23 protein-coding genes are annotated in these 23,824 nt (G+C 65.6%); 16 read left to right on the top strand and 7 right to left on the bottom strand.

All coding sequences use genetic code 11. The features are described from left to right. Positions 1 to 9: 9 nt before the first annotated feature. Positions 10 to 1,311: a DUF1329 domain-containing protein gene (locus ACNQFN_RS16250; protein WP_068636201.1), complete on the top strand. Its 1,302-nt coding sequence runs from the start codon at positions 10 to 12 to the stop codon at positions 1,309 to 1,311. Between the two features lie 79 nt (positions 1,312 to 1,390). Next, positions 1,391 to 2,320 carry a catechol 2,3-dioxygenase gene (locus tag ACNQFN_RS16245; protein WP_068636202.1) on the top strand — a complete coding sequence of 310 codons (930 nt, stop codon included), beginning with the start codon at positions 1,391 to 1,393 and terminating at the stop codon, positions 2,318 to 2,320. Between the two features lie 44 nt (positions 2,321 to 2,364). On the opposite strand, the gene ACNQFN_RS16240 is transcribed toward ACNQFN_RS16245, so the two are convergent. After that, positions 2,365 to 3,102 (bottom strand): FCD domain-containing protein, encoded by a 738-nt coding sequence (locus ACNQFN_RS16240; RefSeq protein ID WP_174524520.1) that lies wholly within the window; start codon positions 3,100 to 3,102, stop codon positions 2,365 to 2,367. Between the two features lie 159 nt (positions 3,103 to 3,261). On the opposite strand from ACNQFN_RS16240, the gene ACNQFN_RS16235 reads away from it, so the two are divergent. The 10 genes from ACNQFN_RS16235 (at position 3,262) to ACNQFN_RS16190 (ending at position 11,435) form a co-directional block, all read left to right on the top strand. Continuing rightward, entirely contained in the window at positions 3,262 to 3,699 is a 438-nt protein-coding gene (locus tag ACNQFN_RS16235; RefSeq protein ID WP_068636203.1) for a GlcG/HbpS family heme-binding protein, read from the top strand. A 12-nt stretch (positions 3,700 to 3,711) separates the two neighbouring features. Then, positions 3,712 to 5,166 carry a 2-hydroxymuconic semialdehyde dehydrogenase gene (locus ACNQFN_RS16230; RefSeq protein ID WP_068636204.1) on the top strand — a complete coding sequence of 485 codons (1,455 nt, stop codon included), beginning with the start codon at positions 3,712 to 3,714 and terminating at the stop codon, positions 5,164 to 5,166. Between the two features lie 11 nt (positions 5,167 to 5,177). Next, positions 5,178 to 6,032: an alpha/beta fold hydrolase gene (locus tag ACNQFN_RS16225; protein ID WP_418647006.1), complete on the top strand. Its 855-nt coding sequence runs from the start codon at positions 5,178 to 5,180 to the stop codon at positions 6,030 to 6,032. 11 nt (positions 6,033 to 6,043) lie between these two features. Continuing rightward, positions 6,044 to 6,826 (top strand): 2-oxopent-4-enoate hydratase, encoded by a 783-nt coding sequence (gene dmpE, locus ACNQFN_RS16220; protein ID WP_418647005.1) that lies wholly within the window; start codon positions 6,044 to 6,046, stop codon positions 6,824 to 6,826. Positions 6,827 to 6,910: 84 nt separating this feature from the next. Continuing rightward, positions 6,911 to 7,705 (top strand): SDR family NAD(P)-dependent oxidoreductase, encoded by a 795-nt coding sequence (locus ACNQFN_RS16215; protein WP_068636207.1) that lies wholly within the window; start codon positions 6,911 to 6,913, stop codon positions 7,703 to 7,705. Between the two features lie 63 nt (positions 7,706 to 7,768). Next, the gene (locus ACNQFN_RS16210; protein ID WP_418647004.1) at positions 7,769 to 8,692 is read left to right on the top strand and encodes an acetaldehyde dehydrogenase (acetylating); all 924 of its coding nucleotides are present in this window, start codon (positions 7,769 to 7,771) and stop codon (positions 8,690 to 8,692) included. Between the two features lie 26 nt (positions 8,693 to 8,718). Continuing rightward, positions 8,719 to 9,750 (top strand): 4-hydroxy-2-oxovalerate aldolase, encoded by a 1,032-nt coding sequence (dmpG, locus tag ACNQFN_RS16205; protein WP_418647003.1) that lies wholly within the window; start codon positions 8,719 to 8,721, stop codon positions 9,748 to 9,750. Then, entirely contained in the window at positions 9,747 to 10,535 is a 789-nt protein-coding gene (gene dmpH / locus ACNQFN_RS16200) for a 2-oxo-3-hexenedioate decarboxylase (protein WP_418647002.1), read from the top strand. Before dmpG ends, dmpH begins: the two co-directional genes overlap by 4 nt. A gap of 60 nt (positions 10,536 to 10,595) precedes the next feature. Continuing rightward, on the top strand, positions 10,596 to 10,787 hold the full coding sequence (locus ACNQFN_RS16195) for a 2-hydroxymuconate tautomerase (RefSeq protein ID WP_068639119.1): 192 nt from the start codon (positions 10,596 to 10,598) through the stop codon (positions 10,785 to 10,787). A gap of 75 nt (positions 10,788 to 10,862) precedes the next feature. Next, positions 10,863 to 11,435 carry an antibiotic biosynthesis monooxygenase gene (locus ACNQFN_RS16190; protein WP_418647001.1) on the top strand — a complete coding sequence of 191 codons (573 nt, stop codon included), beginning with the start codon at positions 10,863 to 10,865 and terminating at the stop codon, positions 11,433 to 11,435. A gap of 24 nt (positions 11,436 to 11,459) precedes the next feature. Here the strand turns inward: ACNQFN_RS16190 and ACNQFN_RS16185 are convergent, their stop codons facing one another. From ACNQFN_RS16185 to benA, 6 genes are all read right to left on the bottom strand, one after another. Beyond that, positions 11,460 to 11,864: a RidA family protein gene (locus tag ACNQFN_RS16185; protein WP_245650984.1), complete on the bottom strand. Its 405-nt coding sequence runs from the start codon at positions 11,862 to 11,864 to the stop codon at positions 11,460 to 11,462. After that, complete coding sequence (locus ACNQFN_RS16180; RefSeq protein ID WP_068639122.1) at positions 11,861 to 12,841, bottom strand: AraC family transcriptional regulator; 981 nt, start codon at positions 12,839 to 12,841, stop codon at positions 11,861 to 11,863. Before ACNQFN_RS16180 ends, ACNQFN_RS16185 begins: the two co-directional genes overlap by 4 nt. 303 nt (positions 12,842 to 13,144) lie before the next feature. After that, on the bottom strand, positions 13,145 to 13,924 hold the full coding sequence (locus ACNQFN_RS16175; protein ID WP_068639123.1) for a 1,6-dihydroxycyclohexa-2,4-diene-1-carboxylate dehydrogenase: 780 nt from the start codon (positions 13,922 to 13,924) through the stop codon (positions 13,145 to 13,147). A 22-nt stretch (positions 13,925 to 13,946) separates the two neighbouring features. Beyond that, positions 13,947 to 14,957: a benzoate 1,2-dioxygenase electron transfer component BenC gene (gene benC / locus ACNQFN_RS16170; RefSeq protein WP_068639124.1), complete on the bottom strand. Its 1,011-nt coding sequence runs from the start codon at positions 14,955 to 14,957 to the stop codon at positions 13,947 to 13,949. Between the two features lie 121 nt (positions 14,958 to 15,078). Continuing rightward, positions 15,079 to 15,567, bottom strand: coding sequence for a benzoate 1,2-dioxygenase small subunit (gene benB, locus ACNQFN_RS16165; RefSeq protein ID WP_068639149.1), 489 nt, complete (start codon positions 15,565 to 15,567; stop codon positions 15,079 to 15,081). Between the two features lie 26 nt (positions 15,568 to 15,593). Then, positions 15,594 to 16,922 (bottom strand): benzoate 1,2-dioxygenase large subunit, encoded by a 1,329-nt coding sequence (gene benA / locus ACNQFN_RS16160; protein WP_418648925.1) that lies wholly within the window; start codon positions 16,920 to 16,922, stop codon positions 15,594 to 15,596. Positions 16,923 to 17,204: 282 nt separating this feature from the next. On the opposite strand from benA, the gene ACNQFN_RS16155 reads away from it, so the two are divergent. The 4 genes from ACNQFN_RS16155 to ACNQFN_RS16140 all read left to right on the top strand — a co-directional run bounded on the left by ACNQFN_RS16155 (position 17,205) and on the right by ACNQFN_RS16140 (position 23,814). Then, a complete protein-coding gene (locus ACNQFN_RS16155; RefSeq protein WP_418647000.1) occupies positions 17,205 to 20,747 on the top strand; it encodes an indolepyruvate ferredoxin oxidoreductase family protein in 3,543 nt (1,180 codons plus the stop codon). Between the two features lie 115 nt (positions 20,748 to 20,862). Next, a complete protein-coding gene (locus ACNQFN_RS16150; protein WP_418646999.1) occupies positions 20,863 to 21,153 on the top strand; it encodes a 2Fe-2S iron-sulfur cluster-binding protein in 291 nt (96 codons plus the stop codon). Between the two features lie 129 nt (positions 21,154 to 21,282). Further along, positions 21,283 to 22,212: a catechol 2,3-dioxygenase gene (locus tag ACNQFN_RS16145; protein ID WP_418646998.1), complete on the top strand. Its 930-nt coding sequence runs from the start codon at positions 21,283 to 21,285 to the stop codon at positions 22,210 to 22,212. 141 nt (positions 22,213 to 22,353) lie between these two features. Further along, entirely contained in the window at positions 22,354 to 23,814 is a 1,461-nt protein-coding gene (locus tag ACNQFN_RS16140) for a 2-hydroxymuconic semialdehyde dehydrogenase (protein WP_068639128.1), read from the top strand. Positions 23,815 to 23,824: the final 10 nt, after the last annotated feature.

Genomic DNA, 23,824 nt, shown 5'->3' with positions numbered 1-23,824 from the left:
ACATTCCCCATGAACAAAACCATCATCGCCGCGGCACTGCTCGGCCTGAGCCTGGCCGCCCAGGCGGCGACGGAAGCCGAGCTTCAGGCCAGCTTCAATCCCTACCAGAACGGTTTCCCGAGCCATCCCGGGCTGAGCGTGGGCACCGTGATCAACCAGGGCAACGTCGACCAGTTCAAGGACGTCGTGCCGGACGGCGTCTACAAGCTGCTCAAGGATGGCCTGTTCGAAATAAAAGTCGGCCCGACCACCCAGTTCGAACTTTCCAGCGCCTACGTCGAGGCCACCCGGCGCAATCTGGGCAAGGCCCGGCTCGGCCCCAACAGCGGCGACCTGGAGGGCTTCGAAGGTGGCCGTCCCTTCGTCGAGGAGCCGGACATCGAGGACCCGCGCGCCGGCGAGAAGCTGGCGTGGAACTACAAGTACGGCGTCAACTGGGGCGATGGCGCCAACATCACGCCCTTCTACTGGAAGTACCGCAACATGGCGACCGGGCAGCTCGAGCGCACGATCCAGTTCAGCTTCCACTTCCTCAACCTCAAACACCGCGTCAAGGACGACCCTGTGCCCGAGGTCACGCCCAACCCCTCGAACCTGTTCAGGGGCATCTACGTCAAGGTCGACGCGCCGCAGGACCTGAAGAACACCCAGCTGCTGATCCAGCGCTACGACGACGACCAGAAGCTCGACGACGCCTACCTGTACCTGGGCTTCCAGCGCCGCGTGCGCCGCCTGGCGACCGGGCAGACCACCGACGCCTTCCTCGGCTCGGACCTGATGATCGAGGACTTTGAGGGCTACAACGGCCGCATCTCCGACATGAAGTGGACCTACAAGGGCACGAAGAACGTGATCCTGCCGATGTGGAACCACAACGAGCTCGCGCTCAGCGACGAGTTCAAGGATCCGGACGGCTTCAAGTACGTCGGCTTCGGCGGCCAGGGCGAATGCTTCCACCAGGGCACCTGGCAGTTGCGCAAGGTCTACGTGCTCGAAGCCGCGCCGGTCAACAGCGCCCATCCGGTCAGCAAGCGCGTGTTCTACATGGACGCGCAGCTCGGCAACCTGAACGGCGCCAACGAGATCTACGACCGCAAGGGCGACCTGTGGAAGGTGTTCATGGTCGGCAAGTCGCACGCCGACCACCACCTGCCGATCAACAAGGGCTCGGGCATCGGCATCGACGACGCCTTCTCGATGATCGACGTGCAGGCCAGGCACTGCACCACCGGCCACTTCAAGGGCCAGGTCGATCCGAAGCAGAACCCGCCCAGGATGTTCCAGGCGCAGTACATGCGCGGCGGCGACTGAGCATCCGGATTCGCAGGGCAGGCCCGGCGGTTCGTTTCCCCGGCCGGGCAGACATGCACATTCAAGAGGAGTTGAACAAATGGCTATGACAGGTGTATTGAGGCCGGGACACATCTCGCTTCGCGTACTCGATCTCGAGGAAGGCATCCATTTCTACCGCGACGTTCTGGGCCTGGTCGAAACCGGCCGGGACGAGCAGGGGCGGGTCTATTTCAAGGCCTGGGACGAGCGCGAACACAACAGCGTGCTGATCCGCGAGGCCGATTCCGCGGGCATCGATTTCTTCGCTTTCAAGGTGGCGGACAAGGCCACGCTCGACAAGCTCGATGGCGACCTGAAGGCATTCGGCGTCCGCACCGAGCGCATTCCGGCCGGCGAGATGCTGGCGACCGGTGAACGCGTCCGCTTCGAAGTCCCCTCCGGCCATCTGATCGAGCTGTATGCCGAGAAGAGCGACGTCGGCAATGGCCAGTCCTACGTCAATCCGGATCCCTGGGTGCCGGACGCCGAGCGCGGCATCGCACCCACGCGCCTGGACCACTGCCTGCTATACGGCCCGGATATCGAGAAAGTGCAGGAGATCTTCGAGAAGGTGCTCGGTTTCTACCTCGTCGAGCACGTGGTGATGGAGGATGGCGAGACCGATCTCGGCATCTGGCTGTCATGCTCGACGAAGGCGCACGACATCGCTTTCGTCCGCCACCCCGAGCCGGGCAGGCTGCACCACGTCTCGTTCAAGCTCGACAGTTGGGAGAGGGTGCTGCGTGCCGCCGACATCATGTCGATGAACAAGGTATCGATCGACATCGGCCCCACCCGCCACGGCGTCACCCGCGGTACGACGATCTACGCCTTCGATCCGTCGGGCAACCGCTTCGAGACCTTCTGCGGCGGCTACGACACCTATCCCGACTACCAGGCGGTGAAATGGACCTGGGACGAGGTGGGCACCGGCATCTTCTACCACGACCGCAAGCTCAACGAGCGTTTCCTGACCGTCGTGTCCTGAACGGAAGAGCCTGCGGCAGCCATGGCTGCCGCAGGTTTGGAGAGTCAGCGCTTGCTCTTGGAGGTGAAGAAGTCCGCCGGCATGCGCTTGACGGCATCCAGCGTGCGCAGGATGTGCTCGGTCAGGATCGAGGTGGCGCGGGTCGCATCGCGTGCCATCGTCGCCTCGAACAAGGCCTGGTGCTCGGCGTGGATGTCGCGGGCGATCGGCTGGCGGAACAGGCTGATGCGGCGGTAGCGCTCGGACTGCTGGTAGAGGATGTGCTGGAAATGGCGAATCCAGCGCGAGCTGGATGCCGAGATGAGGGCTTCATGGAAGGCACGGTTGCGGCTCTCCCATTCCTCCGTGGTACCGACGTCGTGGTCGGCGAGGCGCTGTTCGGCGCGCGAGAGGCGGTGGAAGGCGGCGACGACGGCGGCCTCCCAGTCCTCGCCGCCGGAGGCGATCGATTGCCGCAGGGCCTCGGTTTCCAGCAGCACGCGGGTGCGGGTGATGTCCTCGAAATCGGCGATGGAGATCGGCGCGACACGGAAGCCACGCTGTCCCTGGGCAACGACGAGGGCGTCGGTCACCAGCAGCAGCAGCGCTTCTCGCAGCGTGCCGGCGCCGACGTCGTAGTGCTCCTTGAGGTGCTCGACGCGCAGCTTTTCGCCCGGTGCGTGGACGCCCTCGATGATGTCGCGGCGCAGGCGCTGGTAGGCACCTTCGACCAGGGTCTTGGGTTCTTCGTGGGAATCCGTGGCTTGGTTCAGGGCTGCTTGGGACAGGACGGTTTCGCTCATGGTGGCGCGGGATCCGAAGGGATAGCTCTTTCGCATTCTAGCTGACGGCAGGCATTGCGGTAGATCGTTAAAATCTCGAGAAAATATATTGACATCGAGAAAATGATGATCTAATTTCTCGCACAACCAGCCCCGTGGGGCGCAAGTGGAGTCGGAACGATGAAGTTGGCCGTCACGCAGAGTGCAATCAGTTGGGAAGCTGCCCATGCGGCAGTGGAGGCCGTGGTGCAGGAGGCGGAGAAGCTCGGCCTGCGCATCAGCGTCGGCGTGGCCGATGCCGCGGGCAACCTGGTCGCCTTCCTGCGCATGCCGGGGGCTTTTCCGCAGTCGATCGCGATTGCCATCGACAAGGCCTACACCGCCGGCGGCTTCGGCTTTCCGACCGGTGACTGGATGAAGGCGGTCGGCGACAACGAGGGCATGAAGCTCGGCTTCACCGCCCGTCCCCGGCTGATCGTGTTCGGCGGCGGGCTGCCGATCCGCAGCGGAGGGGTATTGCTTGGCGGCATCGGCGTCTCCGGTGCCACGGAAGAACAGGACGGCATCTGCGCGCGCGCCGGTCTGCGCGCGATCGGTGCCGACGACATCGAAGCGTGAGGAACGCAATCCATGAAACAGATCCACAATTTCATCAATGGCGAATTCGTCGCCACCGCCAAGTCCTTCGACAAGTTCTCGCCGCTGGACAACGCCCTGATCGCCAAGGTGCATGAGGCGGGCAAGGCCGAAGTCGATGCCGCCGTCGCCGCCGCGCGTGCCGCCTTGTCGGGGCCGTGGGGCCGCATGACCGTGGCCGACCGCGTCGATCTGCTCAACGCGGTGGCCGACGGCATCAACAAGCGTTTCGATGATTTCCTCGCCGCCGAATGCGCCGATACCGGCAAGCCGCGCAGCCTCGCCAGTCATATCGACATTCCGCGCGGCGCGGCCAACTTCAAGGTGTTCGCGGACGTCATCAAGAGCGTGCCGACCGAGTTCTTCGAGATGGCGACGCCGGACGGCCGCGGTGCGCTGAACTATGCCGTGCGCCGCCCGGTGGGCGTGGTCGGTGTCATCTGTCCGTGGAACCTGCCCCTGCTGTTGATGACCTGGAAGGTCGGGCCTGCGCTGGCCTGCGGCAACACCGTGGTGGTGAAGCCTTCGGAGGAAACCCCGCAGACGGCGGCCCTGCTCGGCGAGGTGATGAACGAGGTCGGCATGCCGAAGGGCGTCTACAACGTCGTGCACGGCTTTGGCCCGGGCTCGGCGGGCGAATTCGTCACCGCGCATCCGAACGTCGATGCCATCACCTTCACCGGCGAGACCCGCACCGGCGCGGCGATCATGAAGGCGGCAGCGGAAGGTGCGCGCCCGGTGTCGCTCGAGATGGGCGGCAAGAATCCGGCGATCGTGTTCGCCGATTGCGATTTCGACGCCGCCATCGAAGGCACGATGCGCTCGGTCTTCGCCAACTGCGGCCAGGTCTGCCTGGGCACCGAGCGTGTCTATGTCGAACGGCCGATCTTCGAGCGTTTCGTCGAGGCGCTGAAGAAGGGCGCGGAAGGGCTCAGGCTCGGCCGCCCCGAAGATGCCGCCACCGGCCTCGGCCCGCTGATCTCGCAGGAGCACAAGCAGAAGGTGCTGTCCTACTACGAGAAGGCCAGGGCGCTGGGCGCCACCGTCGTCACCGGCGGCGGCGTGCCCGTGATGCCGGGGGAACTGGCGAACGGCGCCTGGGTGCAGCCGACGATCTGGACCGGGCTGGACGACAGCTCGCCGATCGCGCGCGAGGAAATCTTCGGTCCCTGCACGCTGATCCAGCCGTTCGACGACGAGGACGAAGTGGTCCGCCGTGCCAACGATACCGACTACGGCCTGGCCTGCTCGGTGTGGACCCGCGATCTGGTACGCGCCCACCGCGTCGCGGGCCGCATCGAGGCCGGCCTGGTGTGGGTGAATTCCTGGTTCCTGCGCGACCTGCGCACGCCTTTCGGCGGCTCGAAGCAGTCCGGCATCGGCCGCGAAGGCGGCGTGCATTCGCTCGAGTTCTATACCGAGCTGAAGAACATCTGCATCAAGCTGTGAGGCCGGCCGCGATGAGCGCCACCAGCCCCGAGATCGCCGACAGCATCGTCGCTGCCGGCATCCGTACCAACTACCACGACCTCGGCAGCGGCCACCCGTTGCTGATGATCCACGGCTCCGGGCCGGGCGTATCGGCCTGGGCCAACTGGCGTCTGGTGATGCCCGAACTGGCCAGGCAGGCGAGGGTGATCGCGCCCGACATGGTCGGCTTCGGTTTCACCGAGCGGCCGGCAGGCCAGCGCTACGACATGGATGACTGGGTCGCGCAGGCGGTCGGCCTGCTCGACGCGCTGGGCATCGAACGGACCGACCTCGTCGGCAACTCCTTCGGCGGCGCGCTGGCGCTGGCCATCGCCATCCGCCATCCGCAGCGGGTGCGCCGGCTGGTGCTGATGGGCAGCGTCGGCGTGCCGTTCGAGATCACCCCGGGGCTGGACGCGGTGTGGGGCTATACGCCGTCGTTCGAGAACATGCGCGCGATCATGGACTACTTCGCCTGGGACCGTTCGCTGGTGAACGACGAATTGGCGCAACTGCGCTACCAGGCCAGCATCCGCCCCGGCTTCCAGGAGTCCTTCGCGGCGATGTTCCCCGCGCCGCGCCAGCGCTGGGTGGATGCGATGGCCAGCCGCGAGGCCGACATCCGTGCGCTGCCGCACGAAACCCTGGTGATCCACGGCCGCGACGATCGGGTCATCCCGCTGGCCACTTCGCTGACCCTGGCCGACTGGATTTCCCGCGCGCAGCTCCACGTCTTCGGCCGCTGCGGCCACTGGACGCAGATCGAACATGCCGGGCGTTTTGCCCGCCTGGTGGGCGATTTCCTCGCCGAAGCCGGCGACGACGAACCGAAACCCCTGAACTGAGGCCAATCGACATGGACCGCAATCTCATCGAACAGCTCGGCGACGAGCTTTACCTGGCGCTGGTGAAGCGCGAAGTGCTGGCGCCGCTCACCGAGCGCCACCCGGAGATCACCATCGCCGACGCTTACCGCGTGCAACAGCGCATGATCGCGCGCCGGCTGGAAGCCGGCGAACGCATCGTCGGCAAGAAGATCGGCGTCACCAGCAAGGCGGTGATGAACATGCTCGGCGTGTTCCAGCCCGACTTCGGCATGCTGACCGACCGCATGCTCTACAACGAAGGCGAGGCGATTCCGGCCGACAGCCTGATCCAGCCCAAGGCCGAAGGCGAGATCGCCTTCGTGCTGAAGAGGGATCTGAAAGGTCCGGGCGTCACTGCCGCCGAGGTGCTGGCCGCGACCGAAGGCGTGATGACCTGCTTCGAGATCGTCGATTCGCGCATCCGCGACTGGAAGATCCGCATCCAGGACACCGTGGCGGACAACGCCTCCTGCGGCGTGTTCGTGCTCGGCGACAGCCTGGTCGATCCCCGGCGGGTCGATCTGAACACCTGCGGCATGGTGCTGGAGAAGAACGGCGAGATCGTCGCCACCGGCTCGGGCGCCGCGGCACTCGGCGCGCCTGCGAACGCGGTGGCCTGGCTGGCGAACACGCTCGGTGCGCTCGACATCAGCCTGAAGGCGGGTGAAGTCGTGCTGTCGGGTTCGCTGGCGATCATGGTGCCGGTGGTGGCTGGCGACAACCTTCGCGTCACCATCGGCGGCATCGGCGGCTGCTCGGTGCGTTTCGTCTGATCGATTGCGCGCGGCGGATAACTTCCAACCTGTCTCCCTCTTCGTCCGCCGCGCCTCTTTTCCCCGTCTCCTGGAGAACATCCGATGGATCTCGAACTATCCGGCAAGCGTGCGCTGGTGACCGGCTCGACGGCAGGCATCGGCTATGCCATCGCCCGCCGGCTCGCTGCCGAAGGCGCCGAAGTCGTGGTGAATGGCCGTGACGCAGGCCGTGTCGAGGCGGCTTGCACGCGTGTGCGTACCGAAGTGCCGCAGGCCTGGGTGCGTGGGGTCGCGGCCGACGTGAGTACCGCGGCAGGCGTGGCTGGCCTGCTCGAGCACTGCGGTGAAGTGGACGTGCTGGTGAACAACTTCGGCATCTTCGAGCCTCGTGCCTTCGAGGACATCGGCGATGCCGACTGGCTGCGTTTCTTCGAAGCCAACGTGATGAGCGGCGTGCGTCTCGCACGCCATTGCCTGCCGCGCATGAAGGTTCGCGGCTGGGGCCGGATCGTGTTCATTTCCAGTGAATCCGGCCTGAATCCGCCGGGCGACATGGTGCATTACGGCATGAGCAAGTCTGCCCAGCTTTCGGTGTCGCGCGGCATGGCCGAGACCTGCTGCGGTACCGGCGTGACGGTGAATGCCGTGCTGCCCGGGCCGACCCGCACCGAAGGCGTCATCGAGTTCTTCGGCAGGCTGGCGGCGGAGCAGGGCGTGGCGGTGGAAACGGTCGAGCGCGAGTTCTTCAATCGCGATCGACCGAGTTCCCTGCTGCGGCGTTTCATCGAACCGGCCGAAGTGGCCAATCTGGTGGCCTATGTCTGCAGCCCGCTGTCGGCGGCCACCAATGGCGCCGCGTTGCGCGCCGATGGCGGCGTCGTGCGCAGCATCGGCTGACCGCAGCACCGGTTGCCGCAACACAGACTGACCGCATTCAACTTTCCGACAAGGAACCGACTCATGAACAAGATCAAATGCGCCTTGATCGGCCCGGGCAACATCGGCACCGATCTGCTGTACAAGCTCAAGCGCAGCGCGGTGCTGGAACCGGTGTGGATGGTGGGCATCGACGCCGCCTCCGAAGGCCTGGCGCGCGCGCGCGAACTGGGTCTCAAGACCACCGCGGACGGCGTCGACGGCCTGCTGCCGCACGTGCGGGCCGACGGCGTGCAGATCGCCTTCGACGCCACCTCGGCCTACGTCCATGCCGAGAACAGCCGCAAGCTCAACGAGCTGGGCGTGCTGATGATCGACCTCACGCCCGCGGCGATCGGCCCGTTCTGCGTGCCGCCGGTCAATCTGGCCGAACACGTCGGCAAAGGCGAAATGAACGTCAACATGGTCACCTGCGGCGGCCAGGCCACGATCCCGATGGTCGCCGCCGTGTCGCGCGTGCAGCCGGTGGCCTACGGCGAGATCGTCGCCACCGTGTCATCGAAATCCGCCGGCCCGGGCACGCGCAAGAACATCGACGAATTCACCCGCACCACCGCCGGTGCGGTCGAGAAAGTGGGCGGCGCCAGGCAGGGCAAGGCCATCATCATCCTGAACCCGGCCGAACCGCCGCTGATCATGCGCGACACGGTGCACTGCCTGACCGAGACCGAACCCGACCAGGAAAAGATCACCGCCTCGATCCACGCCATGATCGCCGAAGTGCAGAAGTACGTGCCCGGCTACCGCCTGGTCAATGGCCCGGTGTTCGATGGCAAGCGCGTGTCGGTCTTCCTCGAGGTCGAAGGCCTGGGCGACTACCTGCCCCGGTACGCCGGCAACCTGGACATCATGACCGCGGCCGGTGCGCGCACCGCCGAGATGTTCGCCGAGGAGATCCTCGCCGGGCGCCTGACACTCGAACCGAACCGCGCAACGATGGTGGCCTGAACGGCCGCCCGATGAAGGAGATCAACATGGAACTTCGCGGCAAGAAAGTCACCGTTCACGACATGACCCTGCGCGACGGCATGCACCCCAAGCGCCACCTGATGACGCTCGAGCAGATGAAGACCATCGCCTGCGGGCTGGACGACGCGGGCGTGCCGCTGATCGAAGTCACCCACGGCGACGGCCTGGGCGGCAGCTCGGTCAACTACGGCTTCCCGGCCCACAGCGACGAGGACTACCTCGGCGCGGTGATCCCGCTGATGAAGCGGGCGAAAGTCTCGGCGCTGCTGCTGCCGGGCATCGGCACCGTCGACCACCTGAAGATGGCCCACGAACTCGGGGTCAACACGATCCGCGTCGCCACCCACTGCACCGAGGCCGACGTCTCCGAGCAGCACATCGGCATGGCCCGCAAGCTCGGCCTGGACACCGTCGGCTTCCTGATGATGGCGCACATGAACAGCCCCGAAGGGCTGGTGCAGCAGGCGAAGCTGATGGAAGGCTACGGCGCCAACTGCATCTACATCACCGACTCGGCCGGGCACCTGCTGCCGGACACGGTGAAGTCGCGCCTGTCCGCGGTCAGGGATGCCCTGAAGCCCGAGACCGAACTGGGCTTCCACGGCCACCACAACCTGGCGATGGGCGTGGCCAACAGCCTGGCGGCGCTCGAAGCGGGCGCCACCCGCATCGACGCGGCCGCGGCCGGGCTGGGCGCGGGGGCGGGCAACACGCCGATGGAAGTGTTCGTCGCGGTGTGCGATCTGATGGGGATCGAGACCGGCGTGGATGTGTTCAGGATCCAGGACGTGGCCGAGGACCTCGTGGTACCGATCATGGACTTCCCGATCCGCATCGACCGCGATGCGCTGACGCTGGGCTACGCCGGCGTCTATGGCTCCTTCCTGCTGTTCGCCAAGCGCGCGGAGAAGAAGTACGGCGTGCCGGCGCGCGAGATCCTGGTCGAGATGGGCCGGCGCGGCATGGTCGGCGGGCAGGAGGACATGATCGAGGATACGGCGATGAACCTGGCGAAGGCGAAGGGGATTGCAGCATGAAACTGTCACGCGAAGCCATCGAGCAATTGGCCATCCATCTCGAGACCTGCGAACTGGAGGCGAAGGACACGCCCAAGATCACCGACGAGCATCCCGACATGGACTGGGACGACGCCTATGCCATCCAGGACGAGATCCGGCGCCGCAAGATAGCCCGCGGCAACCGCGTCATCGGCCTCAAGGCCGGGCTGACCTCGCATGCCAAGATGAAGCAGATGGGCGTCGAGACGCCGGTGTTCGGTTTCCTGGTGGATTACTTCAGCGTGCCCGAAGGCAGCGAGATCAACACCTCGGAGCTGATCCATCCCAAGGTCGAGCCCGAGATCGCCTTCGTCACCAAGGCGCCGCTGCGCGGGCCGGGCTGCCACATCGGCGCCGTGCTCGCCGCCACCGATTTCGTCATCCCGGCCATCGAGGTCATCGACAGCCGCTACCGCGACTTCAAGTTCGACCTCAAGAGCGTCGTCGCCGACAACTGCTCGTCGAGCCGCTTCGTCGTCGGCGGCAGCATGGCCGGCGCCGACGATGTCGACCTGCGCACCACCGGCATCGTGCTGGAGAAGAATGGCGAGCCGGTGGCCTTCGGTGCGGGGGCGGCGGTGCTCGGCCACCCCGCCGCCGCGGTGGCGATGCTGGCGAACATGCTGGGCGAGCGCGGCGAGGAGATTCCGGCCGGGTCGCTGATCCTGTCGGGCGGCATCACCGAGGCCGTGGCCGTGCAGCCGGGCGACGACGTCACATTGCGGGTGCAGGGCCTCGGCTCGGTATCCGTGCGCTTCAAATGATCCCGTGGAGCGGCCAGCAAGGCCTGCCGCTCCAAACCCACAAGCCCGGAGAACGGAACCATGCCATTTGCCCAGATCTACATGATCGAAGGCCGCAGCGAAGAGCAGAAACGCGCGGTGATCGAGAAAGTCACCCAGGCGCTCGTCGATGCAGTCGGCGCGCCGAAGGAGAACGTGCGCGTCTGGATCCACGACGTGCCCAAGGAAAACTGGGGCATTGCCGGCGCCTCGGCCAAGGATCTGGGGCGCTGACGATGGCCGTTGCCCGACGCTCCGGCGCGGGGCACGCTCGGTCGTGCCGATGAAACAGCCTGGGGATCCGCTGCGATGAACGATCCGACAAACGAAACCGCTCCGTCCGTCACACGCATCGCGCGCCGCCGCGCGCTCCCGGGGCACGAGGCGGAATACGAATCGCGGGTGCGCGCGATGCTGGCCCGGATGCGCACCTTCAAGGGCTTCCTGGGCGGCGACATCATTCCGCCCGAGCAGCCGGGGGGCGATTATCAGATCGTGACGCGTTTTGCTTCCGAGGCTGCGTTGGATGTCTGGGACCGCAGCGAAGCGCGGATGCAGTGCCTCGAGCGCTTGCGCGAAGTCGCCGATGGCGAGCCGGCGTTCCGGAAGTTGAGCGGCCTGGAAGCCTGGTTCGAGCCGGCAGTGGTGCCTGCCAGCATGCACCCGCCCCGCGCGCGCATGGCGCTGGTGACCTGGCTGGGCATCTTTCCGACCGTGTCCCTGGTGCTCTGGCTGGTCGCCCCTCTGCTGCAGGCTTTGCCCTTCCTGCTGCGTACCGCAGTTCTGACGGCGTTGATCGTGGTGATGATGACCTGGCTGGTGATGCCCAGGCTGGTCCGACTGCTCCGTGGGTTTCTCAATCAGGGGCATGGCAAATCCTGATCTCGGCCCTGCGGTCACTGCTGTTTACTGTGCCGCGATGATGTCGATCTCGACCCGCAGGCCGGGAAAGGCCAGGCGTTCGATACCCAGCAAGGTGACTGCGGGCGGATGCTCCGGGTCGAAATAGGCAGAGCGGATTTCACGGATGCGGGCGGTCTGTTCGGGCTGCAGGCCGACCACGTAGATCGTCACCGCGACCAGGTCGCGCATGCCGGCGCCCTGGGCGCGCAAGGCGATGTCGAGGTTGTCGAGCGTGCCCTCGAGCTGCGCTTCGAGATCGTCCGGATGACGGACCTTGCCGTCCGCGTCGCAGTCGACCTGGCCGGATACGAAGATCAGCCGCTCGTGACCGCGGATCGAGAAAGTCTGGCTGAAAGCCTTGCCGGAGAACAGTTCGGGGGGATTGATTGCCAGGCGTTCGATGCTCATTTGCCTGCTTCTTTCGATGATGGGTGGCGGCAGCGGATCGATTGCGAAGGCAGCACGCCGTATGCCGATTTGTAGAGTTCGGAGAACCGGCCGAGATGGGTGAAGCCGTATTCGAGCGCCACCGCGGTGACGTTCGGACAGGGCTGCTGCGGATCGCTCAGCACGGCGTGCACCCGTTCCAGCTTCTTCTGGCGGACGTAGTTCTTGGGTGTGGTCCTGGCGTTCTTCTCGAACAGCATGTACAGCGAGCGCAGGCTGAGTCCGGCATGCTGGGCGAGTTGTTCGGCGCTGAGTTCGAGCTTGATGTTGCGCTCGATGTAGTTGCTCAGGCGTTCGAAGCTGGGCGCATGCCGGGTCGGGGTGATCATGCTGACGTTGTGCTTGAGCATGACCATCAGCTTGGTCGTCACCACCTGGTTGTAGTGCTGCAGCATCTGCGGCGTGGCGAGCTCCGATTCGGCCTCTTCGCACAGCAGTTTCAGCAGCATCAGCAGGCTGTCGATGTCCTCGAACTTGTGCGGTACCTGGCTGAACTTGATGCTCTCGTTGGGCTTGAACCAGCGGTGCTCGGCACAGGCATCGTCCAGCATCGGCGATGGAATCCGCAGGATGAACTTCTCGCAGTCGTCCGAATAGGTGAGATCGATGGGCTCGTCCGGATTGATGACCAGCACATGGCCTGCGGACAGGTCGAGCGAGGTATTGGCCAAGGTGTAGCGGCAATGCCCGTGCAGGATGAATTGGGCATGGTAGATGTCCCCCAGGCCCTCGGAGAGGATGCGCGCCTGGGCGCCGTAGCGCAGGCGGCACAGGTCCAGCATGCCGGCGCGGCGGTGGCTGAGCGAGGCGCTGGCATGGCCGGCGTTGGACAGCCGCAGGCTGTGCGTGCCGACATTGGCACGTACGTATTCGGAGACTTCGAAAGGATTCGCCGCGGCGAAGACTTTGCTGCTGCCGTTCAGGAACTGGAGGGGCATCACGCGGCCCTCCGGGGCGATGTGGGCGAATGTGCCTGCAGCACACCTTCGTTCGTCATTTCCTTCTCCTCTCCGCCAGGGGATGGTCTGGCGCCTTGTCCTGGGCTGGGTGATTCCGGCTTCTTATGGGAAAATTATCGAGATATTCAGTAATTTCGATTGTATGGCCTTATAAAAATTATGTCTATACGGCGATATAAAATTTTTTGAGCCTGGCGAGGCGGGCGTCCGCGATGAAAAAAAGCCGCGCTGCCCGATCACAGCGCGGCCAATGCGTCCGAGGAGAGGGAGAGGACGCTGCAATCAGCCCATGTCGCCACCGCCCACCGGCAGCACCGTGCCGGTGATGTAGGCGGCGTCGTCGGAGGCGAGGAACAGGATGGGTTCGGCCTGTTCCTCGAGTGTGCCGTAGCGCTTCATCAGGCTGCTGTCGATCGACTGGCTGTAGATCTGCTCGTACCAGCGTTTTTCCTGCTCGCTCTGTGCCTGCGTGTTGCGCGGCACGCGGCGCGGCGGGGCCTCGGTCGCACCCGGCGCGGTGGCATTGACGCGAATGCCGCGCTCACCGTTCTCCAGCGCCAGGCAGGCCGTCAGGGCGTTTACCCCGCCTTTGGCCGCGCCATAGGGCACGCGGTTGACGCCGCGGGTGGCGATCGACGACACATTGACGATCGCGCCCTTGCCCTGCGCCTGCATGTGCGGCAGGACCGCGCGGCAGCACCACAGCGTGGGGAACAGCGAGCGGCGCACTTCGGCTTCGATCTCGTGCTCGGCGTAATGCTCGTAGGGCTTGGTCCAGATCGTGCCGCCGACATTGTTCACGAGGATGTCGATGCGGCCGAACCGGGCGACGGCCGCGTCCATGACGCGCTGGCATTCGGCGAATTTCTCGAGGTCGGCGGTCAGGCCGAGGACGTCGGTCTTCTTCTGCGCAAGGGCATCGGCGACCTCATGGACGATCTCCGAGCGGTCGACCAGCACCAGCGTGCCTTCTTCCTCGGCGATGCGCTCGGCGACGCGCTTGCCGATGCCCTGCGCGGCGCCGGTGATGACCGCGACCTTGTTGTTGAAACGGTTAGGCATGTTTGCTCCTGGCTGGGCCGGCTCAGACGCTGGCGGCGAATTTCTCGTAGTGGAAGCTTTTGGGTTCGATCTGGCGTTCGCGCAGGTCATGGGCGACCGCCTCGACCATCGGCGGCGGGCCGCACAAGTAGATGTCGACCTCGCCGCCGTTGAGGTGGGCCGGCTCGATGTGGGCGGTGACGTAGCCCTTCTTCGGCCATGCGCTGTCGTCGGCGACCACGCAGACTTCGTAGCTGAAATTGGGCAGGGCGGCCTTGAAGGCATCCAGGCGGTCGAGGGCGACGACGTCGGCGTCGGTATTGACGCCGTAGATCAGGTGGACCGGGTGGGCGCTGCCGCCCTGGGCCACGAGCTTGTCCAGCATCGCCAGGAAGGGGGCGAGGCCGGTGCCGCCGGCGAGCATCAGCACCGGGCGGGCGACGTCGCGCAGGTAGAAGCTGCCGATGGGGCCGGCAAGCCTGATCGTGTCGCCGGGGCGGGCGCGCTCGGTGAGGTAGCCGCTCATCAGGCCGTCGGGTACGTTGCGGATCAGGAAGGCGACCTTGCCTTCGGCGGGCATCGAGCTGAACGAGTAGGCACGGGTGCGGGTGGTGCCGGGCACTTCCAGGTTGGCGTACTGGCCGGGCAGGAAGGCGAGCTTGTCGATGCCCGGGCCCTGCAGCACCAGGCTGATGGTGCTGGGGGAGAGCTGGCGCACCTCGTCCACCGATGCGCTCAGCGTCGCCTGCCTGATCTTGCACACGTCGGACGAGACGGGCACGTTCACGACGCAGTCGCTCCTGGGGTGCATCTGGCAGGTGAGGACGTAGCCCAGGCCCGCCTCTTCCTCGCTCATCGCGTCGTCGATGTAGAAGCCCAGCTCGTACTGGCCGGATTCGGCCTTGCACTTGCAGGCGCCACAGGCGCCGTCGCGGCAGTCGATCGGCACGTTGACGCCCTGGCGGTAGGCGGCATCGGCCACGGTTTCCGAAGCGTTGCAGTCGATGAAGCGGGTGACGCCGTCCTCGAAATTCAGGGCGATCTTGAATGTCATGCTTGTCTCCGTGTCGGGGCATGGTCGACCGGCGTGCGCCCGCCCGATGCCGCGGCCCCGTCCGTTGCGGACGGGGCCGCGGCCGTCGTGGCCGGCGTGCGGCGGCGCCAGGCTTTTGTTGTCAGACGTGATACACGTCGAGGACGTGGCGGATGTAGTCGGTCTTGAGCACGACCTTCTTCTCCTTGATGAGCGGCTGCCCGCCGGACAGGTCCAGGGTGTAGAAGCTCGTGCCGCAGAAGTGGTCGGTGTGGTTGTAGCGCACGCTCATCGTGTGCCAGTTGAAGCGCAGCTTGACCATCTGCCCGTCCTGCTCGAGCACTTCGATGTTGCTCAGGTGGTGGTTCGTGCGCGTGTCGGGAATGGTCGCGCTCGAGCGTTCGGTGCGGATGCGGAACACGCGGTCCTCGAGGCCGGCGCGGCGGCCGTACCAGATCAGCGAGATCTCGCTTTGCGGGTCTTCGGTCAGTTCGCCGTCGTCGTCCCAGGCCGGCATCCAGAAGGTGCAGTTCTCGTCGTACAGCGCCAGCCAGCTGTCCCAGTCGCGGTCGTCCAGGTAACGGGCTTCGCGGTAGAGGAAGGCGCACAGGTTCTCGTAGGAAATGTTCATGTCGATGGTCTCCGGTTGGCGTTTGCTCACTTGGCCGCGATGGCTTCGCGCATCTGTTCGAGCCAGTAGCTGTGCTGGGCGACGTAGAGGCCTTCGTCCTCGGTCTTGATCCCCGACAGGATGGGCTTGAGTCCGATCTTGTCGGCTTCGCCGTCCGGGCCTTTGACCCAGTGCTCGGCGCCGCGCGACATGTCGTTCCATTCCAGCGCACCGCCCATGAAGCCTTCCTGGCAGGCGCGGAATTCTTCCAGGTCGTCGGGCGTGGCCATGCCGGTGGCGTTGAAGAAGTCCTCGTACTGGCGGATGCGGCGGGCGCGGGCTTCGGCCGATTCGCCCTTGGGCGCGATGCAGTAGATGGTGACTTCGGTGCGGTTGACGTCGAGCGGACGGAACACGCGGATCTGCGAGCTGAACTGGTCCATCAGGTAAACGTTCGGGTACAGGCACAGGTTGCGCGAATTGCAGATCATCCAGTCGGCCTTCGCTTCGCCGAATTCCTCGACCAGGCGCTCGCGCTGCTCCATCAGCGGGCGGTCCTCGGGGTTGTCCCAGCGGGTCCACAACAGCAGGTGGCCATTCTCGAACGAGTAGGAGCCGCCACCCTTCTTGGCCCAGCCGCCCGCGCTCATCGCATTGATGTCGTCGCCCGAGTCGCGGCTCTTGCGCTGCGCCTGGGTTGCCGCGTAGTTCCAGTGCGTGGCGGTGACGTGGTAGCCGTCGGCGCCGTTCTCGGCCTGCAGCTTCCAGTTGCCCTCATAGACATAGGTCGAGGCGCCGCGCAGCACTTCCAGGCCTTCGGGGGACTGGTCGACGATCATGTCGATGATGACTTTCGATTCGCCGAGGAAATCTTCCAGCGACTGCACGTCCGGGTTCAGGCTGCCGAACAGGAAGCCGCGGTAGGACTCGAAGCGCGCGATTTTCTTCAGATCGTGCGAACCATCGCAGTTGAAGCTGGCCGGGTAGCCGGTTTCGGCCGGGTCCTTGATCTTGAGCAGCTTGCCCGAGTTGTTGAAGGTCCAGCCGTGGAAGGGGCAGGTGAAGCTGCCCTTGTTGCCGTGCTTGAAGCGCGCCAGCGTGGCGCCGCGGTGGGCGCAGGAGTTGATGAAACAGTTGAGCTGATTGTCCTTGTTGCGGGTGATGAACACCGGCTGGCGGCCGATCTTGGTGGTGTAGTAGTCGTTGATCTTCGGCACCTGGCTCTCGTGGGCGAGATAGATCCAGTTGCCCTCGAAGATGTGCTTCATCTCGAGATCGAACAGCGCTTTGTTGGTGAACATCTCCCGCTTGCAGCGGAAAACCCCTTTTTCCTTGTCCTTCTGAACCAGTGAGTCCAGATATTCCGTAGTGATCATCGCCAGCGTCTCCAGTGTCGTTTGCAGCATGGAGTTCGCATCCTAGGGACGACAAAAGGCGTGAAATATCCACTTCTTGCAGCATCGCTATCCAGTCTGTGCAGTGCGCGCCAGGATGCACAAAGCGGATAGAACTCGTGCAGGAACTGGATATTTCTGCTTCTCCGCTGCCCCTAATCTGCGCTCCATGCCGTTCCGGCGGGCCGCTTGGCGCCGGGACCCAACGGAGACCAGCCGCTGCCCCCGCGGGGGCCGGGCAGACAAGAAAAGGAAACGGCGGACATGTCATCGGGCACGAAGACGCTCAACGCATTCACGCAGGAAGAAGGCGACATCCATCTCGGCGGCATCGACGCCATCGTCCGCCTGACGCTCGACCAGGTGCGCACCGATGCGCGCCGCGGGCTGAAGACCGGCATGTTCGTGTCCGGCTACCGCGGTTCGCCGGTGGGCATGCTCGATGCGGCACTGATCCGCCAGCAGAAGCTGCTGCTCGAACATCACATCCATTTCGTCGACGGCATCAACGAGGACCTGGCCGCCACCGCGGTGTGGGGCACGCAGATGCTGCATACCGTCGGCAAGCAGAAGTTCGACGGCGTCACCGGCATGTGGTACGGCAAGGCGCCGGGCGTGGACCGCTCGGGTGATGCGCTCAAGCACGCCAACTACACCGGCATCGGCAGGAATGGCGGCGTGCTGGCGATTGCCGGCGACGATCCGAGCTGCAAGAGCTCGTCGCTGTGCTCGCAGTCCGAGCCGATGCTCTATCACGTCGGCATCCCGTCGCTGTACCCGGGCAACGTGCAGGAGATTCTCGATTACGGCCTGCATGGCTACCAGATGTCGCGCTTGGCCGGCCTGTGGGTGGGGATGAAGATCGTCACCAATGTCGCCGACAGCACCGGAACCGCCTGTATCTCGCCCGAGCGGCTGCAGTTCGTCACGCCCGATCTCGAATTCGACGGCAAGCTGTTCACGCCCAGCATGAACCTGGGCATGAACGTGCGCGCCGAGGCGCTGGAAATGGAGCAGTCGCTGTACACCCGCCGTCTCGAGGTCGCCAGGCGCTATGCCCGCGCCAACCGGCTGAACGACATCGTCTTCCCCAACCCCGATGCCTGGATCGGCATCATCACCGCGGGCAAGACCTACAGCGACCTCAACCAGGCTTTCCTGGAGATGGGGCTGGACGATGCGGCGCTGCGCCGCCACGGCATCCGCGTGCTGAAGATGGGCATGCTGTTCCCGATGGAGCCGAGCATCGTGCGCGAGTTCGCGCAGGGGCTGGAAGAGATCTTCGTCATCGAGGAAAAGCGTCCCTTCCTCGAGATGTTCGCCAAGCAGGTGCTGTACGGCACGGCCAACGCGCCGCGCATCGTCGGCAAGTTCGACGAGGAAGACAAGGAGCTGCTGCCGCACTACGGCGAGTTCGAGTCCGACACCCTGGTGCGTGCGCTGTTGAAGCGCCTGTCGCGCAAGACGCGCATCGAGTCGGCGGAGAACTGGCTCGCGCGCCTGGACGAAATCCACTCGCGCAGCAAGCTGCCGACCGCGGTGCGCACCGCCTGGTACTGCTCGGGCTGTCCGCACAACAGCTCGACGAAGGCGGTCGACGGCAGCATCGTGTCGGCCGGCATCGGCTGCCACACGATGGCGATGTGGATGGGGCGCAACGTGGTCATGGGCACCCACATGGGCGCAGAGGGCACGCAGTGGATCGGCATGGCGCCTTTCACCGAGGCCCGGCACATCTTCCAGAACATGGGCGACGGCACCTATGCGCACTCGGGCAGCCTGGCGATCCGCTATGCGGCCTCGACCGGGGTCAACATCACTTTCAAGCTGCTGCGCAACGCCCACACTTCGATGACCGGCGGCCAGGCCATCCAGGGCGAGGTGCCGTTGGCCAGCATGGTGTCCGACCTGCTGGCCAACGGGGTCAGGAAGATCATCGTCACCACCGACGATCCGTCGCGCTTCAATGCGGTGAGCCTGCCCGGCGGCACCGAGGTCTGGCACCGCGACCGCCTCGACGAGGCGCAGCGCGTGCTGGCAGCGACGCCGGGCACCACCGTGCTGCTGCACGACCAGGAGTGCGCGGCGGAGCTGCGCCGGGCGCGCAGCCGGGGCAGGGCCGAGGAGCCGGCCGAAGTCGTCGTCATCAACGAGCGTGTGTGCGAAGGCTGCGGCGACTGCGGCGAGGTCTCGAACTGCATGAGCGTCGAGCCGGTGCACACCGAGTTCGGGCGCAAGACCCGCATCCATCAGTCCTCGTGCAACAAGGACTACAGCTGTGTGAAAGGCTTCTGTCCGTCTTTCCAGACCATCACGCCGAATCCCGTACCGGCTGTCGAGAATGCGCCGAAGCGCCGGAAAGGGCGCATCCCGGTGTTCGAGCGCGAACTGCCGGTGCCGCCGAAGAAAGTGGATGACACGATCGGCGTCGGCATCCACGTCATGGGCATCGGCGGCACGGGTTCGGTCACGGTGGTGGCGACGCTGGCCAAGGCCGCGCGGCTCGAGGGCAAGCACGTGATCGGCCTCGACCAGACCGGCCTGGCGCAGAAGGGCGGTGCGGTGATCTCCGACATCAAGATCACCCATGCGCCGTTCAAGGGCTCGAACAAGATCTCGGACGGCCGCGCCGACCTTTACCTGGGTTTCGACATCCTCAATGCCACCGACCCCAAGAACCTGGACAAGTGCAGCCCCGGCCGCACGATCGCGGTGGTATCGACCACGGAGACGCCGACCGGACAGATGGTGACCAACCGCAAGACGCCGTTTCCGGCCGTCGGCGGCCTGAGCGCGGGCATCGAGCGCGTCACGCGCAAGGCGGACAGCGTTTTCCTCGACGGCCAGGCGCTGGCCGAGGGGCTGTTCGGCGACGCCATGGCGACCAACAATTTCATGGTCGGTGTCGCTTTCCAGGCGGGCGCCATCCCGCTGCAGGCGGAATCGATCGAAGAGGCCATCCGCCAGTCGGGCGTGGCGGTCGACATGAGCCTGGCCGCCTTCCGCTGGGGCCGCCTGGCGGTGGTCGATCGCGCCTTCGTCGAAGCCGAAGCGACGCGGCTGAGCGGCGGCGCTTCGGTGATCGCACTGCACAGGAAGCCGCAGCTGTCGCCGGCGGCGCGTGCCATCGTCGATTCGATCGGCGCCGAAGGCGAGGTGAAGCGTCTGGCCGAAGTCCGCGTGCCCGAGCTGATCGCGTTCCAGGACGAAGCCTACGCCAGGCGCTATGCCGAAGTCCTCCAACGCGTCGTCGCCGCCGAGCAGCGCGCCGTCTCCGGCAGCGCCCTGTCCGAGGCCGCCGCCCGCCACCTGTACAAGCTGATGGCCTACAAGGACGAATACGAAGTCGCCCGCCTTCATACCGACCCGGCCTTCCTGGCCGAGCTGGATGCGCAGTTCCCGCACGGCTATTCGGTGAAATACAACCTGGCGCCGCCGCTGCTGGCCAAGACGGACCCCGCCACCGGCCATCTGCGGAAGAAGCAGTACGGGGCGTGGATGTTCAAGGTTTTCAAGCGCCTGGCAGGCCTGAAGCGCTTGCGCGGCTCCGCGCTGGACGTGTTCGGCAAGACCGCCGAGCGCCGCATGGAACGCCAGTTGATCGAGGACTACATCGCGCTGCTGGAGCAGATCCTCGCCCGGCTCACGCCGGCCAACCACGATGCCGCAGTGGCCCTGGCCAGCGTGCCGGACGAAATCCGTGGCTATGGCCACGTCAAGGAAAAGAGCGTCGCGCTCGCCCGCGAGCTGCAGGCCGAGCGGATGAAGGCTTTCCTCGAACCGCAGCAGGAACGGCGGGTGGCCTGAAGTGAAGCGGCCTCCGCGCTCAACGGCTTCGCCGTCTCCAGAGGGGGAACAGGCCGCCCATGGGGCGTCCCGGCGGGAGGCCGAGGCGACAGCCACAGCAAGAACCTACTTCGCAGTGACGGTCGCCGATACCGGCGAAGCGTTCCGCTGCGGCGAGCACGAAACCCTGCTGGCCGGCATGGAGCGGCTGGGCAAGCGCGGCATCCCTGTGGGTTGCCGCGGCGGCGGCTGCGGGGTGTGCAAGGTACGGATCGAGTCCGGCGCCTTCAGCGCGCGGGCGATGAGCAGGGAGCACGTCAGCGCGGAGGAGGAGGGCGCCGGCATCGTGCTGGCCTGCCGGGTGAAACCGCTGTCGGACATCCGCCTGGCGGTGCTGGGACAGATGAAGAAGAAGGTCTGCGCCTGAGGTCCGGGCGCGGGTGAAACAAGCTTCAGCAACAGGGGCGGACATCGTCACGCCAACGACGCAACCCGGGGACAGCGTGCCGCCCACAAGGCGCGAGTCCCCGCCAACGACCCGAAGAGGAGATGAAAGATGGCAACCACCGGAGTGATGCGCCCCGGCCACATCCAGCTGCGCGTGCTGGATATCGACGAAAGCGTCGAGTTCTACAAGAACATGCTCGGTCTGGTCGAGACCGGCCGCGATGCCCAGGGCCGGGTCTATTTCAAGGCCTGGGACGAGCGTGACCACAACAGCGTGATCCTGCGCCAGGCCGACCGTGCCGGCATGGACCTGATGGGCTTCAAGGTCAAGGACAGGGCCACGCTCGAGCAGCTCGACAAGGACCTGCAGGCCTACGGCGTCGCCACCGAGCGCATCCCTGCGGGCGAACTGCTGGAAACCGGCGAGCGCGTGCGTTTCACCACTCCCACCGGCCACGTCATGGAGCTGTACGCCGACAAGGCCGACGTCGGCAATGGCCAGCCCTACACCAACCCCAACCCCTGGATCCCTGCAGCCGAGCACGGCATCGCCCCGCATCGCTTCGACCACTGCCTGCTGTACGGTCCGAACATCGAAGAGAACCTGAAGCTCTTTATCGAAGTGCTGGGCTTCCACCTGGTCGAGCGTGTGCTGATGGAAGACGGCAAGGCGCTGCTGGGAACCTTCATTTCCTGCTCGCACAAGGCCCACGACCTGGCTTTCATCTGCCACCCCGAACCGGGCAAGCTGCACCACCTGTCCTTCCTGCTGGGGAGCTGGGAGCAGGTGCTGCGCGCAGCCGACATCATGTCGATGAACAAGGTGTCGGTCGACATCGGCCCGACCCGCCACGGCATCACCCGCGGCACCACGATCTACGCCTTCGACCCGTCGGGCAACCGCTTCGAGACCTTCTGCGGCGGCTACGAAACCTACCCCGACCATCAACCGCTGACCTGGACCTTCGACGAGGTCGGCACCGGCATTTTCTACCACGACCGCAAGCTCAACGACCGCTTCCTGAGCGTGCTGACCTGATCCGGGCTGCGACCCGGCGGCAGATGGCGCGCCTGGCGAAGCACCGACCCCCGATCCCCAGCGGCCGCCGCACGCCGGAATGCATCCGCGTGCGACAGCCGCACAACCGAGAGCCGCTGCGTTGGGCGGCGGAGAACGAACATGCTTGCAGACAAGATCCTCAACTTCATCGGCGGCGAGTACGTCGCCACCGACAAATGGTTCGACAACCGGACGCCGATCTCCAATGCCGTCATCGGCCAGGTCGCCGAAGCCGGCAAGGCCGAGGTCGATGCCGCGGTGGCCGCCGCGCGCGCCGCGCTGAAAGGCCCCTGGGGAACGATGCCGCTGGCGCGCCGCGTCGAGCTGCTCGAAGCCCTGGTCGCCGAAATCAATGCCCGCTTCGACGAGTTCCTCGAGGCCGAATGCGCCGACACCGGCAAGCCGCGGAGCCTCGCATCGCATATCGACATTCCGCGCGGCGCGGCGAACTTCAGGGTCTTCGCCGACATGATCAAGAACGCCTCCACCGAATTCTTCGAGATGGCCACGCCCGACGGCAGTTCGTGCATCAACTACGGCTATCGCCGTCCGGTCGGCGTGATCGGTGTGATCTGCCCGTGGAACCTGCCGCTGCTGCTGATGACCTGGAAAGTCGGCCCGGCGCTGGCCTGCGGCAACACCGTAGTGGTCAAACCCTCGGAAGAGACGCCGCGCACCGCGGCGCTGCTGGGCGAAGTGATGAACAAGGTCGGCATCCCCAAGGGGGTGTACAACGTCGTCCACGGCTTCGGCCCGAACTCGGCGGGCGAATTCGTCACTTCGCACCCCGACGTCGATGCCATCACCTTTACCGGCGAGACCCGCACCGGCGAGATCATCAACCGTGCCGCCGCCATCGGCTCGCGCCCGGTTTCGCTGGAAATGGGCGGCAAGAACGCGGCGATCGTGTTTGCCGACTGCGATTTCGATGCCGCGATCGAAGGCACGCTGCGCTCGGCCTTCGCCAACTGCGGCCAGGTCTGCCTGGGCACCGAACGGGTGTATGTCGAGCGCCCGATCTTCGACAGCTTCGTCGCCGCGATGAAGGCGGGTGCCGAGGCGATGAAGATCGGTGTGCCGGACGATGCGGCGACCGACATGGGGCCGCTGATCAGCAAGGAGCACCAGGAGAAGGTGCTGTCCTACTGCCGCCTGGCGGTGGAAGAGGGCGCCACGGTGGTGACCGGCGGCGGCGTGCCCGAGATGGCCGGCGAGCTGAAGGACGGCTGCTGGGTGCAGCCGACGATCTGGACCGGCCTGCCCGAGACCGCGCGCGTGATCAAGGAAGAGATCTTCGGGCCCTGCTGCCACATCGCGCCTTTCGACACCGAAGCGGAAGTGCTGGAGAAGGCCAACGACAACAAGTACGGCCTGGCCACCGCGATCTGGACCCGCGACGTAGCGCGTGCCAACCGCGTCGCGCAGAAGATGGAAGTCGGCATCTCCTGGGTTAACAGCTGGTTCCTGCGCGATCTGCGCACCCCGTTCGGCGGTTCCAAGCAGTCGGGCATCGGCCGTGAGGGCGGGCTGCACTCGCTCGAGTTCTACACCGATCTCAAGAACGTCTGCATCAAGCTGTGAGGAAGGACAC

The sequence above is a fragment of the Thauera butanivorans genome (assembly GCF_048398245.1).
GTDB lineage: Bacteria > Pseudomonadota > Gammaproteobacteria > Burkholderiales > Rhodocyclaceae > Thauera > Thauera butanivorans.
This window is presented reverse-complemented; position numbering and strand designations above follow the sequence as displayed.